11 protein-coding genes and 1 tRNA gene are annotated in these 14,639 nt (G+C 67.1%); 9 read left to right on the top strand and 3 right to left on the bottom strand.

What is annotated here, in order from left to right; genetic code table 11:
* The first annotated feature begins 151 nt into the window (after positions 1-151).
* Entirely contained in the window at positions 152-1,126 is a 975-nt protein-coding gene (argC, locus tag QNA08_RS01400) for an N-acetyl-gamma-glutamyl-phosphate reductase (RefSeq protein WP_283738890.1), read from the top strand.
* Between the two features lie 283 nt (positions 1,127-1,409).
* On the opposite strand, the gene QNA08_RS01395 is transcribed toward argC, so the two are convergent.
* The gene (locus QNA08_RS01395; RefSeq protein ID WP_283738889.1) at positions 1,410-2,258 is read right to left on the bottom strand and encodes a fumarylacetoacetate hydrolase family protein; all 849 of its coding nucleotides are present in this window, start codon (positions 2,256-2,258) and stop codon (positions 1,410-1,412) included.
* A gap of 418 nt (positions 2,259-2,676) precedes the next feature.
* Between QNA08_RS01395 and QNA08_RS01390 the strand changes: the two genes are divergently transcribed.
* Positions 2,677-4,002, top strand: a complete 1,326-nt coding sequence (locus QNA08_RS01390) for an OmpP1/FadL family transporter (RefSeq protein WP_283738888.1) — start codon at positions 2,677-2,679, stop codon at positions 4,000-4,002.
* Between the two features lie 292 nt (positions 4,003-4,294).
* Here the strand turns inward: QNA08_RS01390 and phaC are convergent, their stop codons facing one another.
* Complete coding sequence (gene phaC / locus QNA08_RS01385; RefSeq protein WP_283738887.1) at positions 4,295-6,103, bottom strand: class I poly(R)-hydroxyalkanoic acid synthase; 1,809 nt, start codon at positions 6,101-6,103, stop codon at positions 4,295-4,297.
* A 138-nt stretch (positions 6,104-6,241) separates the two neighbouring features.
* Between phaC and QNA08_RS01380 the strand changes: the two genes are divergently transcribed.
* The 7 genes from QNA08_RS01380 (at position 6,242) to QNA08_RS01350 (ending at position 14,170) form a co-directional block, all read left to right on the top strand.
* Positions 6,242-6,619: a hypothetical protein gene (locus QNA08_RS01380; protein WP_283738886.1), complete on the top strand. Its 378-nt coding sequence runs from the start codon at positions 6,242-6,244 to the stop codon at positions 6,617-6,619.
* A gap of 123 nt (positions 6,620-6,742) precedes the next feature.
* A complete protein-coding gene (locus QNA08_RS01375; RefSeq protein ID WP_283738885.1) occupies positions 6,743-7,963 on the top strand; it encodes an LL-diaminopimelate aminotransferase in 1,221 nt (406 codons plus the stop codon).
* Positions 7,964-8,005: 42 nt separating this feature from the next.
* Positions 8,006-9,328, top strand: a complete 1,323-nt coding sequence (locus QNA08_RS01370) for a homoserine dehydrogenase (RefSeq protein ID WP_283738884.1) — start codon at positions 8,006-8,008, stop codon at positions 9,326-9,328.
* A gap of 47 nt (positions 9,329-9,375) precedes the next feature.
* Positions 9,376-10,371, top strand: a complete 996-nt coding sequence (gene glpX, locus QNA08_RS01365; RefSeq protein WP_283738883.1) for a class II fructose-bisphosphatase — start codon at positions 9,376-9,378, stop codon at positions 10,369-10,371.
* A gap of 133 nt (positions 10,372-10,504) precedes the next feature.
* Positions 10,505-12,331: a single-stranded-DNA-specific exonuclease RecJ gene (gene recJ, locus QNA08_RS01360; protein WP_283738882.1), complete on the top strand. Its 1,827-nt coding sequence runs from the start codon at positions 10,505-10,507 to the stop codon at positions 12,329-12,331.
* A 74-nt stretch (positions 12,332-12,405) separates the two neighbouring features.
* Positions 12,406-12,481, top strand: a tRNA-Glu gene (locus QNA08_RS01355).
* Between the two features lie 642 nt (positions 12,482-13,123).
* Positions 13,124-14,170, top strand: coding sequence for a phage head morphogenesis protein (locus QNA08_RS01350; RefSeq protein ID WP_283738881.1), 1,047 nt, complete (start codon positions 13,124-13,126; stop codon positions 14,168-14,170).
* A 273-nt stretch (positions 14,171-14,443) separates the two neighbouring features.
* Here the strand turns inward: QNA08_RS01350 and QNA08_RS19100 are convergent, their stop codons facing one another.
* Positions 14,444-14,566 carry an AbiTii domain-containing protein gene (locus QNA08_RS19100; RefSeq protein ID WP_479688866.1) on the bottom strand — a complete coding sequence of 41 codons (123 nt, stop codon included), beginning with the start codon at positions 14,564-14,566 and terminating at the stop codon, positions 14,444-14,446.
* Positions 14,567-14,639: the final 73 nt, after the last annotated feature.

Here is a 14,639-nt window from a genome sequence, read left to right as displayed (position 1 = left end):
ATGACGGGCCCGCACGTTCGCTCGTGAAGCCGCGCCGCAAGCGCGGCTTTTTTGTTGTGCGCCGGGATTGGTGCACGAAGATCCCGAACGCAGCGGACCTCGACCCGGCGGAGGCCCGCGGGACCCCGCGAGGAAGCACAAGGACGCTCCCATGGACGCCAGAACGCAAGGTCAGGGCACGAGCCTGCGCAACGCCGGCAAGCCGAGCCTCTTCATCGACGGCGAGGCCGGCACCACGGGCCTCGGGATCCGCGAGCGCCTGCGCGCTCTGCCGCAGGTCGAGGTGAAGAGCATCAGCGCGGAGCTGCGCAAGGACCTGCAGGCGAAGAAGGCGCTGCTCGCCGAGGTCGATCTCGCCGTCCTCTGCCTGCCGGACGAGGCGGCGAGGGAGACCGTCGCGCTCGTCGATTCCTTGGGCGACGCAGGCCCCCGCGTGCTCGACGCCAGCACGGCCCACCGCGTGGCGCCGGGCTGGGTCTACGGCTTCGCCGAACTCACGCCCGATCACGCCAGGATGATCGCCGAGGCGAGGCGGGTCGCCAATCCCGGCTGCTATCCGACGGGCTCGACCGCCCTCCTGCGGCCGCTCGTCGATGCGGGGCTCGTGCCCAGGGACTACCCGATCACGATCAATGCGGTAAGCGGCTACTCCGGCGGTGGCAAGTCGATGATCGAAGCCTACGAGGCCGGTACGGCGCCGGCTTTCGAGCTCTACGGGCTTGGCCTCGAGCACAAGCACCTTCCGGAGATGCAGCAATATGCCGGGCTGACGCGCCGCCCGATCTTCGTACCCTCGGTGGGCAATTTCCGGCAGGGGATGCTCGTCTCCGTCCCGCTGCATCTCGATTCCCTGCCGGGCAGCCCCAAGGCGGCGGACCTGCACGCCGTCCTCGCCGAGCGCTATGCGGGCAGCGAACTGGTGAGCGTCGCCCCGCTCGACGCGCCGGAGCTGAAGAGCGGCAAGCTCGAGCCCCAGGCCCTGAACGGCACCGACAGGCTCGAGCTGCACGTCTTCGCCAACGAGGCCCGCCGGCAGGCCGTGCTCGTGGCCCGGCTCGACAATCTCGGCAAGGGAGCGTCCGGAGCGGCGGTGCAGAACATCCGCCTCATGCTCGGCCTGGCCTGAAGGCCCTGGCCCGAGGCCGCCCGGCGTGACAGCCGCATCGGCCTCCGCAGCTCCGATCCCTCCGCGCGTCGTGGTGAGCGTGGAGGGAAGGAGTGGCTTGGGATCTGCTCGCCTGCCGGATTTCGCATGCACGGCATGCAAGGGAAGGCGTGAGGTGGCGGCTTCCGCACCGCGGTGTTTGAGGCATGCCTCGCGGCCGCCCCGGCCGGGGCCGCGGTACCCACGGACCCGGCCTGTCGCGAGATGGCAGCGCCCTTGCCCGCGGGGCGAGGGCGCATTCACGTCAGCCGTGGTAGGCGACGACCGTCTGCTTCTGCACGCCCAGGCCGTCGATCCCGAGGCTCACCACATCGCCCGCCTTGAGAAAGCGTGGCGGCTTCATGCCGAGGCCGACGCCGGGCGGCGTGCCGGTGGTGATGACGTCGCCGGGCTCAAGCACCATGAAATGCGAGATGTAGGAGACGAGCTTCACAACGTCGAAGATCATGGTCTTCGTCGAGCCCGTCTGCATGCGTTCGCCGTTCACGTCGAGCCACATGCCGAGGTTCTGCACGTCGGCGACCTCGTCGGCTGTGACCAGCCAGGGGCCCAGCGGGCCGAAAGTCGGGCAGCCCTTGCCCTTCATCCACTGGCCGCCGCGCTCGATCTGGTATTCGCGTTCCGACACGTCGTTGCAGATGCAGTAGCCCGCGACGACCGACAGGGCGTCGTGCTCCGGCACGTAGGAGGCGCGCTCGCCGATGACGACGGCAAGTTCCACCTCCCAGTCGGTCTTCTTCGAGCCGCGCGGCAGCACAACGTCGTCGTTCGGGCCGACGATGCAGGACGGGGCCTTGTTGAAGAGGATCGGTTCCTTCGGGATCTCGGCGCCGGTCTCCGCCGCATGGTCGGCGAAGTTCAGGCCAACGGCGACAAAGTTGCGCACGTTGCCGACGCAGGGGCCGAGCCGCGTGCCTGCGGGCACGACCGGGAGGGTCTTCGGATCCATCTTCGCGATTTCGGCGAGCCTGGCCTTTGAAAGCGCTGCGCCGGCGATGTCGGGCACGACGGCGGAGAGGTCGCGAATGGTTCCGTCAGCGTCGACGAGACCGGGCCTTTCCTGTCCCGGCTGGCCGTAACGCACGAGCTTCATGGGGTTTCCTCCATTGTGAAGGCCGGAGTGTGCGTCGCGATGCCGGTGCCGGCAAGCGCCGCATGTGCATGATCTAATCCATTTAGATCATGGCTGGTCCCTGTTGCCATTTTGTCACGTCCGATGGATTTCGTGCGGCCATCTCTGTCGTTGCCCATCTGGAAACGCGTGGGGGAGGCGCGAAAAACCTGATGGTTTAGATGGAAACCATCAACGCCGGCGCAGAGCTATGACGGGCTCGGGCGGAAAATGGCGAGAATTTCGCCAAATTGAGCCAAATCCGCGCCGATCTGCAGGGACTTTGCCAGAACAGAGCAGGATTGCGGCTCCTCCGCGGCATTGGCAGGATGAGAATCACGAGCGGCCACAAGGGTTGCGCCAAGCCGAAAACGAACAAGCGAGGGGCAGGGAACTTCCCATGAGACATTTTACACATTTCATTGCCATGGCTGCGGTTTCCACGGCTGCCCTGGTGGCCGCGACGGGCGGGGCGAATGCCGGCGCCTTCGCCATCCGTGAGCAGAGCGCCGTCGGCCAGGGCTTGTCGTTCGCCGGTGCCGCGGCCGGCTCCGCGGGGCTCAACTCGATCTTCTGGAACCCGGCGACGATCACGATGAAGCCCGGATTCCAGACGGAGTTCGCGCTCACGGCCGTCATTCCCGAGGCCAAGATCACTCCCATCGCAGGCACATCGCCCTTCCTGATCAACCGGGGGTCGTCCGGAGACATCGGCGAGGACGCCCTGGTGCCGTCCGGCTCCGTGAGCTACCAGCTCAACGACCGCCTGTGGCTCGGCCTCTACACGGGTGCGCCTTTCGGCTTCACCACCAAGCCGAACTACGACTGGGCTGGCCAGATCTACTCGCGCACGTCGCGTGTTTTTTCGTTCAACGCGACGCCCGTCGTCGCCTATAAGGTCAACGACTGGCTGTCTCTCGCGGCCGGCGTGCAGATCCAGTACATGGACGTGCGCCTGCGTTCGGCGACGTCCTTCCTGCCCGGCGCACGCAGCGGCACGCTCGAGGGCGACGACACCTCGTTCGGCTATACGCTCGGCGCGACGATCACGCCCTTCGCCGGCACCGAGATCGGAATCGGCTTCCGGTCGTCGATCCGACAGGAACTCGATGGTGACCTGACCATACCCGTGGGGGCGACCGCCAGCGCGATCGTTCCGGTCAAGGCCACCGTCAACCTGCCCGAGACTGTGAGCGTCGGCTTGCGGCAGGCGGTCAACGACCGGTGGACGGTCAGCGCAGGCTTCGAGTGGACGAACTGGAGCCGCCTGAAGGATCCGCGCGTGGTCAACCAGTTGAATGGCACCGTGGCGCAGGTTCTGCACTTCAACTACGACGACGGCTGGTTCGCCTCCATCGGCGCCGAGTACAAGCTCAACCCGAACTGGACCTTCCGCGCCGGCGTTGCCTACGAGTGGTCGCCCATCGACGAGAAGATCCGCAGCACGCGCCTGCCCGACAATGATCGTATCTGGGCTTCCATCGGCGCGAGCTATGCCTGGAACGACAAGCTGACCTTCGACATCGGCTACACCCACATCTTCTCGCGCGACACGAAGATCCGCATCGCGCAGGGCCACCAGGACCTGATCGTCAACCCGATCCTCGGACCGCTGCCCTTCGTCGGCGACGTCGACTCGAGGGTGGACATCATCGCGGTCGGCATGCGTTACCGCTGGGACGAGCCGTCGAAGCCGATCCCGGCGCCGATCGTGCGCAAATACTGAGATCAGCAGGGCGTCGAACAGGGAAGGCCGGCGGCAGTGCCGGCCTTCTGCTTTCTGTGCCGCCGCGGCGGCCCAGGCCCGCGCCGGCCACGGGGCAGGCCACCCCTTCAACGGGACGGGGCGGGCCCGTCGCACGAGCCGGATAGAGGCTCATTCTGCGTGGCAGGTCGCCCTCACACGCGAGGCGCCACAGACGCTCGATGCCTCCCATGGCGCAGCATGGGAGACGCGCGCGGGCCACAGATGCCGGGTCGGGCGAATGAAACAAGAAAAACGACGATAAAACAGATTCTTATGAGCGCATCTTCACATAAGTTCCAGGTGCGTCGCAGATCGCCTTGAGCTTGCCCTTGCCGGGGATGCGCGCCTTCACGCGCGCTGGCGCCTGTGCCTCGATCCAGGCAAACCAGTCCGGCCACCAGGAGCCTGTCCTCTCCTCGGCGGCGCCGATCCAGTCGTCCAGCTCGCCGCCCACCTGGCCGCCGACCCAGTACTGGTACTTGGGCTTGAGCGGCGTGTTCACCACGCCGGCGATGTGGCCCGAACCCGCCAGCACGAATTTGACCGGCCCGCCGAAGAAGCTCGAGCCGAGGAAGACCGAACGCGCCGGGGCGATGTGATCCTCGCGCGTGGCGAGGTTATAGATCGGGATCTTGACCCGGCCGAGGTCGAGGCGCTCGCCGCCGACCACCATCTCCCCGCGCGTCAGCTTGTTCTCGAGGTAGCATTCGCGCAGGTAGAAGGAGTGGTTGGCGGCGGGCATGCGGGTCGAATCGGCGTTCCAGAACAGCAGGTCGAAGGGGAAGGGCGCCTGCCCCTTCAGATAGACGTTGACGACGTAGGGCCAGATCAGGTCGTTCGGCCGGAGCATGTTGAAGGCTGTGGCCATGCGCGATCCGTCAAGGTAGCCCTTGACGCGCATCTGTTCCTCGAGGGCGCGGATCTGCTCGTCGTCGACGAAGACCTTCAGGTCGCCCGCGTGCGTGAAGTCTACCTGGGTCGTGAAGAACGTGGCGCTGTCGATGCGCTCGTCGCCCGTCGCGGCCATGTGCGCGAGCGCCACGGCGAGGAGCGTGCCACCGACGCAATAGCCGATGGCCGCAACCCGCTTCTCGCCGGTCGCCATCCCGATCGCGTCGAGGGCCGCGAACACGCCCTCACGCATGTAGTCCTCGAAGGTCTTTTCGGCGAGCCTCGCGTCCGGGTTGACCCAGGAGATGCAGAAGACGGTGAGGCCCTGCGCCACCGCCCATCGGATGAAGGACTTATCCGGATTGAGATCAAGGATGTAATACTTGTTGATCCAGGGCGGCACGATGAGGAGGGGGCGCTTCAGCACCGTTTCCGTCGTCGGCGCGTACTGGATGAGCTCGATCAGCTCATTGCGGTAGACGACCTTGCCCGGCGTCGTCGCCAGATTGACGCCGACCTCGAACTTGCTCTGGTCGCTCTGCCGGATCTTGAGCTCGCCCTGGCCCGCCTCGATGTCCTCGGCGAGCATCTTCATGCCGCGTACGAGATTGGCCCCGCTCTGGCGCAGCGTCTCGCGGATGAGCTCCGGGTTGGTCGGCACGAAATTGGACGGCGACAGGGCGCTCGAGAGCTGCTTCACGTAGAACTGCGCCTTGTGCCGGGTGTGCTCATCCAGGCCGTCGGCCCGCTCGACGAGATCCTCGGCCCAGTGCGAGGTGACCAGATAGGCCTGCTTCAGGAAGTCGAAGAAGGGGTTCTCCTGCCATTCGGGATCAGCGAAGCGATTGTCCTTCGGCTCCGGCTCGATGACCGGCTCCACGTCCTCGCCATTCATGCGCTTGAGGGTAGTGCTCCACAGGTCGAAGAAGCGTGACGTCAGGCTCGTCTGCGCCTCGATGGCCCTTTGCGGATCGCTGAGCCACCGCTCCGCCACCTGGCCGAGCGTCTTGACCATCTCGCCCACCTCGTCGGCGAGCCCGCCCTTGGCGCGCCCCTCCTCGAGCGGCCTCATGTAGGCTGCTGTCGCCTTGCCGGCTTCCTCTACGAAATGAGCCATGTTTCGCGACAGGGCTTCGAAATCCGGCAGACGGTTTCCGAACGGCTCCTTGTCGGTCGTATCGTTCATCATTCCCCCCGTCCGGGCACCTTGGTGCGCATGCTCGCGTGCCGCATGTTTTCAGCATATTAACGGCTTGGTACCGACATAGGCACGTCCACCGAAGGTTGCGACGTCTGAATGACGAAAGACGTACAAAAGAGGCTGAGCATGTGTGCGACCAAGAGGCGCGGAGGAGCGGCACGTTTCGCCCGGGTGGGCGCACTGGGCGCGGCGATGGCGGTGAGCGCGCTCGTCGCCGGCTGCGGCGCCAATCCGGTGCGCGACGTCGCCGTCTCGACCGGCTTCGGCGCCAAGCCTCCTGAACCGGCTGGATTCGTGAAGGAAAGCCGGTCCGCCGAGGTCGACTACCTTCCCATCGGCCAGCGCCAGCCGCCGCGGCGCATCAAGCCGAAGACGCCGGAAGAGGCCAAGGCGCTGGAGGAGCAGCTCGATGCTCAGCGCAAGGCCAACGAGGAGGCCGCCGCCCAGGCGAAGGCGCTCGGCTCCGCGCCTGCGCCGCAACCCGGAAGCGCGCCGGCGCAGTGACGCGGCGCGGGCCCGCGGATTCGATCCACTAGGACAAAAGATCGCCTGCCGCGCCGGCATGAGCGATGATAAGGGGAACCTTCGGCCGCCGACGGGGCCGATGCGCCTCAGGGACCTGCAGCAATGACGGACTTCTACCGCATCAAGCGCCTTCCGCCCTACGTGTTCGAGCAGGTCAACCGCATCAAGGCCGCGGCTCGCGCCAACGGCGCCGACATTGTCGATCTCGGCATGGGAAACCCCGACCTCCCGACGCCGCGCCACGTCATCGAGAAGCTCGTCGAGACCGTCGGCAAGCCGCGAACCGATCGCTATTCCGCCTCGAAGGGCATCGCCGGCCTGCGTCGTGCCCAGGCCGCCTACTATGATCGCCGCTTCGCCGTGAAGCTCGATCCGGAGACGCAGGTCGTCGCCACGCTCGGGTCGAAGGAGGGCTTCGCCAACATGGCGCAGGCCATCACGGCGCCGGGCGACGTGGTGCTGGTGCCGAACCCGAGCTATCCGATCCACGCCTTCGGCTTCCTGATGGCCGGTGGCGTCATCCGCTCCGTTCCGGCCGAGCCGACGCCCGCCTTCTTTCCCGCGCTCGAGCGTGCCGTGCTGCGCTCCATCCCGAAGCCGATCGCGGTCGTCGTCTGCTATCCGTCGAACCCGACGGCCTATGTGGCCTCGCTCGATTTCTACAAGGACCTCGTCGCCTTCGCGAAGAAGCACGAGCTCTTCATCCTGTCCGACCTTGCCTATGCCGAGGTCTACTTCGACGACGACAATCCGCCGCCCTCCGTGCTGCAGGTGCCCGGCGCCAGCGATGTCACGGTCGAATTCACCTCGATGTCGAAAACCTTCTCGATGGCCGGCTGGCGCATGGGCTTTGCTGTCGGCAACGAGCGGCTGCTGGCGGCCCTGTCGCGCGTGAAGTCCTATCTGGACTACGGCGCCTACACGCCCATTCAGGTGGCGGCGACGGCGGCGCTCAACGGCCCGGACGACTGCATTCGCGAGATGCGGCAGATCTACAGGAATCGCCGTGACGTGCTCGTCGATTCCTTCGGGCGTGCCGGCTGGGAGATTCCCCAGCCGAGCGCCTCGATGTTCGCGTGGGTTCCGATCCCGGAGCCTTTCCGCGCCCTCGGCAGCCTGGAATTCTCCAAGCTCCTCGTCGAAAAGGCGGAGATTGCTGTCGCGCCGGGCATCGGCTTCGGCGAGCACGGCGACGAATTTGTGCGCATTGCCATCGTGGAGAACGAGCAGCGCATCCGCCAGGCTGCGCGCAACCTGCGGCGCTTCCTTGAAACGGCGGACAAAACGTTGCACAACGTCGTCCCGCTCGCTGCTTGCCGCTGACGTGCTTCGCCGCGTCGCGCGGTCCACGTCAGGTTTCATGTGATGGCAGAAGCTCTACGGGTCGGTATCGCCGGCCTCGGGACGGTTGGCGCATCCGTTGTTCGCCTTCTGGCTCGCCAGGAAAACGCGCTTGCGGCCCGTTGCGGCCGCGGCGTTCGCGTCACGGCGGTGTCGTCGCGGGATCGCACACGCGACCGCGGGTTCGATCTGAACCGATACACGTGGTTCGACGATCCGGTGGCGCTCGCAGGCTCCGACGAGGTCGACTGCGTCGTCGAGCTCATCGGCGGTGCGGACGGCCCGGCCAAGGCCACGGTGGAGCGCGCCATCGCCACCGGCAAGCATGTCGTCACCGCCAACAAGGCGCTGCTCGCCCGCCACGGCCTCGCGCTCGCGCGGGCGGCGGAGCAGAAGGGCGTGGCGCTCGCCTTCGAGGCCTCGGCAGCCGGTGGCATTCCCGTCGTCAAGACGCTGCGCGAGGCGCTCGCCGGCAATACGATCACGCGCATCTACGGCATCCTCAACGGCACCTGCAACTACATCCTCTCCCGCATGGAGACGGACGGGCTGTCCTTTGCCGAATGCCTGAGGGACGCCCAGCGCCTCGGCTATGCGGAGGCGGACCCGACCTTCGACGTCGGCGGCTTCGACACCGCCCACAAGCTCGCCATCCTGACGAGTCTCGCCTTCGGCACGGAACTCGATGCCGAGGCGATCTACATCGAGGGCATCTCCTCGATCGCGCCGATCGACATCAAGATGGCCGACGAGCTCGGCTATCGCATCAAGCTCCTCGGCGTTGCCGAGCGTACGAAGACCGGCATCGAGCAGCGCGTGCACCCGACGATGGTGCCGAAGTCCTCCGCCATCGCCCAGGTCATGGGCGTGACGAACGCGGTGACCATTGATGCCGATGCCGTGCGTGAGCTCACCCTCGTCGGCCCGGGAGCCGGCGGCGACGCCACGGCCTCGGCCGTGATCTCCGACATCGCCGATGTCGCGAGCGGCGCGGTCGGCGCGCCTTTCGGGCGACCGGTCGACAGGCTCGACAAGCCGCAGCGCGCGCCGATGCAGCGCCACGAGGGCGGCTACTACGTGCGCCTGACCGCCTTCGACCGACCCGGCACGGCCGCCACGATCGTGACGCGCATGGCGGAAGCCGACATCTCGCTCGAGAGCATCGTGCAGCATCGCTCGGAGGCCGCGGCGAGCCGCGACCCGGCAGGCCGCTCCGGCACGCCGGTGCCCGTCGTGCTCATCACCTACGCCACCACCGAGGCCGCCATCCGCATGGCTGTGGACAAAGTCATCGCCGACGGGGCCGTCGCCGAGCCGCCACAGGTCATCCGTATCGAACGCGAATGAGCGGCCGAATCGCCGACGCGATCCATTCCCAGGGAGACGTCACGTCCATGTCCGAGATCACCGTCAAGCCGAGCCAGGTCATCGAGCGCATCCTTACGCTCGAGCTGGTGCGCGTCACCGAACGCGCGGCAGTCGCCGCAGCGCGCCTGCGCGGCCACGGCAACGAGAAGGCCGCCGACCAGGCGGCAGTCGACGCGATGCGCCGGGAGCTCAACCGCTTGCCCATCGACGGCACCGTGGTGATCGGTGAGGGCGAGCGCGACGAAGCGCCGATGCTCTTCATCGGCGAGAAGGTCGGCAACCGGAAGGGCCCGCGCGTCGACATCGCCGTCGACCCGCTCGAAGGCACGACGCTCTGCGCCAAGGACATGCCCGGCTCCATCGCTGTCATGGCCATGGCCGAGGGCGGGACGCTGCTCTATGCGCCGGACGTCTACATGGAGAAGGTTGCCATCGGCCCGGGCTATCCCGCCGGCACGATCGACCTCGACGCCAAGCCCGAGGACAACATCATGTCCCTTGCCAGGGCGAAGGGCGTGAAGCCGAGCGAGATCACCGCGCTCATCCTCGACCGCCCCCGCCACGCCGACATCATCGCCGCCGTGCGCAAGACGGGGGCCGCCGTCCGCCTCATCACCGATGGCGACGTGGCGGGCGTCATCTTCACCACCATGCCCGAGCAGACGGGCATCGACATCTACATGGGCGTCGGTGGGGCGCCGGAGGGCGTGCTGGCGGCCGGGGCGCTGCGCTGCGTCGGCGGACAGATGCAGACCCGCCTGATCCTCGACACGGCGGAGAAGCGCGAGCGCGCCGCCAAGATGGGCGTGCAGGACCCGAACAAGAAATACGACATGCACGATATGGCCTCGGGCGACGTCATTGTCGCCGCGACCGGCGTCACCGACGGAGCGCTGCTCTCGGGCGTGCATTTCGGCAAGGGCGTGATCGAGACAGAGACGGTCGTCTACCGCTCTGCCACCGGCACGGTGCGCAAGATCCACGCCGAGCACCGCGAGATGGCCAAGTTCCATTTCGAATGATCGACGGCTGCGCTCCTGCCGCCCTCGCGGCTGCCGGTGCGCGGCCGGTCCTGGCTTGCCGCCGCGTGAGCGGACATCGGCGCGCCGCTTGTGCCCTGAAGCGGGAATGGCTGCGGCCGGCTAAGCTTCCGACGTGAGCGATTCGTCTTCACTCCCGCCCTTCCGGCCCTTTCTCGGCGTGTCCCGCTCGGTGCTCGGCCGCGCGTGGCGAGACGCCTGCGACGATGCCGGGGCCGCGCGGGCGATGGCGATTGCGCAGTTGCACGGGGTGCCCGACATCCTGGCGCGCGTTCTCGCGGCACGCGGCGTGACCAGTGACGGTGTCCCGGGGTTCCTCGAACCGAAGCTGCGCGACCTGATGCCCGACCCGTCTGTGCTGCAGGGCATGGACGCGGCGGTCGACAGGCTGGCGCGCGCCGTTTGCGCCGGCGAGATGGTCGCCATTTTCGGCGACTACGATGTCGACGGCGCCTGTTCGGCGGCGCTGCTCGCGGCGTATCTGGCACGCTGCGGCACGCCCTTCGCCATCCACATTCCGGATCGGATCAGCGAGGGCTACGGCCCGAACGTCGAGGCGATCCGCGCCTTGAGGGCGTCGGGGGCGGACCTCCTCGTCACCGTCGACTGCGGCACGGCGAGCCACGGCCCGCTCGACGAGGCGGCCCGGCTCGGGCTCGACACGGTCGTCATCGACCATCATCAGGCGCCGGAGACCCTGCCGGCCGCGATCGCCGTGGTTAATCCGAACCGGCAGGACGACCTGTCCGGCCTGGGGCACCTTTGTGCGGCAGGCGTCGTCTTCCTGGTGCTGGTCGGGCTCAATCGCGCCTTGCGCGCCTGCGGCTTCTGGAAGGGGCGGGCAGGAGCGCCCGGCGGTGAGCCGAACCTCCTCGCCGATCTCGATCTCGTGGCGCTCGCCACGATCGCCGACGTGGTGCGCCTCGAGGGGCTCAATCGCGCCTTCGTGCGGCAGGGGCTGTCGGTCATGCGGCAGCGCCATCGCATCGGCCTCACGGCGCTGCTCGACGTCACCGGCCTGTCGGGCCCGCCGGAGCCGTGGCATCTCGGCTATCTCGTCGGTCCGCGCATCAATGCCGGCGGTCGCATCGGCGATGCGGCCCTCGGGGCGAAGCTGCTGCTCGCGGACGATCCGGTCGAGGCCGGGCGAATCGCCGCCGATCTCGACCGGCTCAACCGCGAACGCCAGGTCATCGAACAGGTGGCGGTCGAGGAGGCGAGCGTCCAGGCGCTTGCGGCGCTCGACCGCGTGCCCGATCTGCCGGTGCTGGTCACCGCGTCGGAGACCTGGCATCCAGGCGTCGTCGGCCTGGTCGCAGCCCGCCTCAAGGAGCGCTTCCAGCGCCCCGCCTTCGCCTTCGCCGTCAGTGCGGACGGCACGAGTTCCGGGTCCGGCCGCTCGGTCATGGGTGTCGATCTCGGGCGCGCGGTGCGCGCTGCGGTCGCGGAGGGGCTCGCGATCAAGGGCGGGGGGCACGCGATGGCCGCCGGCGTCACCCTCGCCAGCGAACGCCTGGAAGCCTTCGGCATCTTTGTCGCCGAGCGGCTGAAGGAGGCGGTTGCCGTCGCCGGGGGCGATGCCGCCCTCGCGGTGGACGCGGCCCTGACCGCTGCCGGCGCCTCGCAGCAGCTCCTCGCCATGATCGAGAAGGCCGGTCCCTACGGCTCCGGCAATGCGGAGCCGGTGTTCGCCTTTCCGCATCACCGTCTCGTCGACGCGGCCGTTGTGGGCAGCAATCACGTGCGGGTGCGGCTCCGGGCGGGGGACGGCGCCTCGATCAGCGGCATCGCCTTTCGCGCCGCCGACCAGCCATTGGGGCAGGCGCTGCTCGGGGCGCGAGGGGAAATGCTGCATGTCGCGGGCACCTTGTCGCTCGACCGGTGGGGCGGCGGCACGCGCGTCGACCTGCGCGTCGTCGACGCTGCCTTGATGCGTGGATGACGGCACGAGACGGCTTGCCGCCTTCCGAGAACCCCTCTATATGTCGCGCCGCTTCGTCGACGCAGTCGACCTCAGCGCCCATCGTCTAGCGGTCTAGGACGTCGCCCTTTCACGGCGAAAACAGGGGTTCGAGTCCCCTTGGGCGCGCCAAGCGCAGCAAGGATTTCAGCCTCTTTTCCCGACTGATAATGTGAATTGGCACAACGGTGGCGCAATAAGCGTAGCCGGGTAATGTCGCTTGATTCGGGGATACATGCCGGGGTTAACTTGCCCGTCCGCTCGTCTCCCTTTGTCATGCTTCTGGTCGACGAAGGGGCGGGGATGAAAGAAGCGCTTGTTGGGCAATGGATTGGTCTCGTCCGGGGTAGTGAAACCGGAGACCTTTGTGCGGTCATTGGTAGGTCTCGCGGCTTGTTTGCGAAGGCGTTTCCGTCGATGGTCCCGGCCTTGAGCGTCGCTGCTATTACCGGTCTACTTGCGTGGGCATATAGCCAAGCCACCGCCGAGAATGTGCGGAGACTTTTGATGTGGCTCGGCGTGCCCTGGTCGACTGTTAATCATTTAGTAGCGCCTGCTGCTCCCATTCCAGCCGTTGAAGCTCACGGCGAAGCGCCTCGGCCGCCGTGCGGGCGAGGCTTGCATTGTCCCCGCCGCCCATCACCTGCACCGTGACGTTGGTATCGCCACGCGTGATGTTGACGCCGCCCGTCCGTCCCCACCTTCGACTGGCGCGACATCGCCCCGCGCGAGCATGCGCTCGCCTGCACCGTCGCAAAGACCGCCGGTTAGGACGTGCTCGACGACATCCGCGCCGCCCTGCGCAAGGCTGTCGTCGACCGCGTGCCCTTCGAGCAGTTCCGAAAGGAGCTCGAGCCCATCCTGCAATCGAAGGGCTGGTGGGGCAAGCGCGAGGTCACGGACCCGAAGACGGGCGAACGCGTGACGGCGCAGCTCGGCTCGGTCCGGCGCCTCGAGCTCATCTACGACGCCAATATCCGCTCGGCCGAGGCCGCCGGCGACTGGCAGCGCATCCAGCGCGTCAAGGACGCTTTGCCGTACCTCGAATACATGACCTCGACCTCGGAGCGGAAGCGGCCGCTGCACCTGTCATGGGTCGGCACGACGCTGCCCGTCGACGACCCCTGGTGGGCAACGCACTATCCGCCCAACGGCTGGCGCTGCAAATGCCGGGTCCGGTCCCGCGCCGTGCCGCGCGAGGGCGCCTCGACCCGGCGGCCGCCACTGAAGCCCCAGCCCTGGACGAACCCGGCCACCGGCGAGACGCGGATGGTGCCGGCCGGCATCGACCCGGGCTGGGACCACAACCCCGGCCGGGCACGGGCGCAGATGGTCGGCCGGCGCCTCACCGAGCGGCTCGACCGCATGGGCGGCGAGGCGCGGCGGGAGGCCGTGCGCCGGCTGCGCGAAGATCCCGTCTTCACTTACGTTGCCCGCAACGGCTCGGGTTTCCGGCGGCTTGACCGCTCACCCGACAATGTCTCCCTCGGTCACTTGCGCTGGCCGGCCGCGGTCATGCCAGATCGTCTCGCCGCAATGCTCGACAGCCGCAGCCGCGTCGTGACCGCGTCGGTCGCCGACGGGGCCAAGATCATTGAAAAGCACGGCATTGACCTCACCGAATTTCCGCTCCAGGAGGCACTCGACGCGCCCGAGGTGGTCGTTGCGGACGGCAAGCTCTCTCTGCTCGCGACTTGGCGCGGCAAGCGCTACATCGTCGTGATCAAGCGCAGCCAGGCCGATGAGCTGTTCATAAACAGCATCCACCGGATAACGGATCAACAGGCGCGGAAATTGGAAGAAGCGGCCGGAGGGGCGTAACTCCCCCGCGTCACAAGGACGGCGCTACTGGCTCGACCGCTGCAATAATGTATCACGACTTGAGGTGACAAACAAAGGGAGGCGCAACAATGCCTCACTTCCGAATGTGCCGGTGATTCTGCCGGCCTCGATGTTGTTGCTTCGGCGCGATATCCGCTCCGTGTGCCCGCCAACTGTAATCCAGCCGTGAAATGGGTTTAAGGCTTTAGGCGTACCTTGCACCGCGCGATAGTCCGGCACCTTACTATTGTATCCGTTGAGTTCTAATTCCACTCACTCCTCGACTTTGTCTAAACCCAATTTGGCGGCTGCGAGCTTTACACGGCGGAGAATTGTGCTGACGGATACCTCTTGATCAAGAGCATCGTTTTGGATTTGTTCAGCGATCGTCGGCATTTACGCTCTCACACTGATCGCATGCCGGACGCGCGTCCGGGGCCTTGTATTTCGGGATGATCGGCATGGTGCC

This window comes from Chelatococcus albus, assembly GCF_030067675.1.
GTDB lineage: Bacteria > Pseudomonadota > Alphaproteobacteria > Rhizobiales > Beijerinckiaceae > Chelatococcus_A > Chelatococcus_A albus.
Note: the sequence above shows the minus strand (reverse complement) of the source record. Positions and strands in the feature narration are given on the sequence as shown.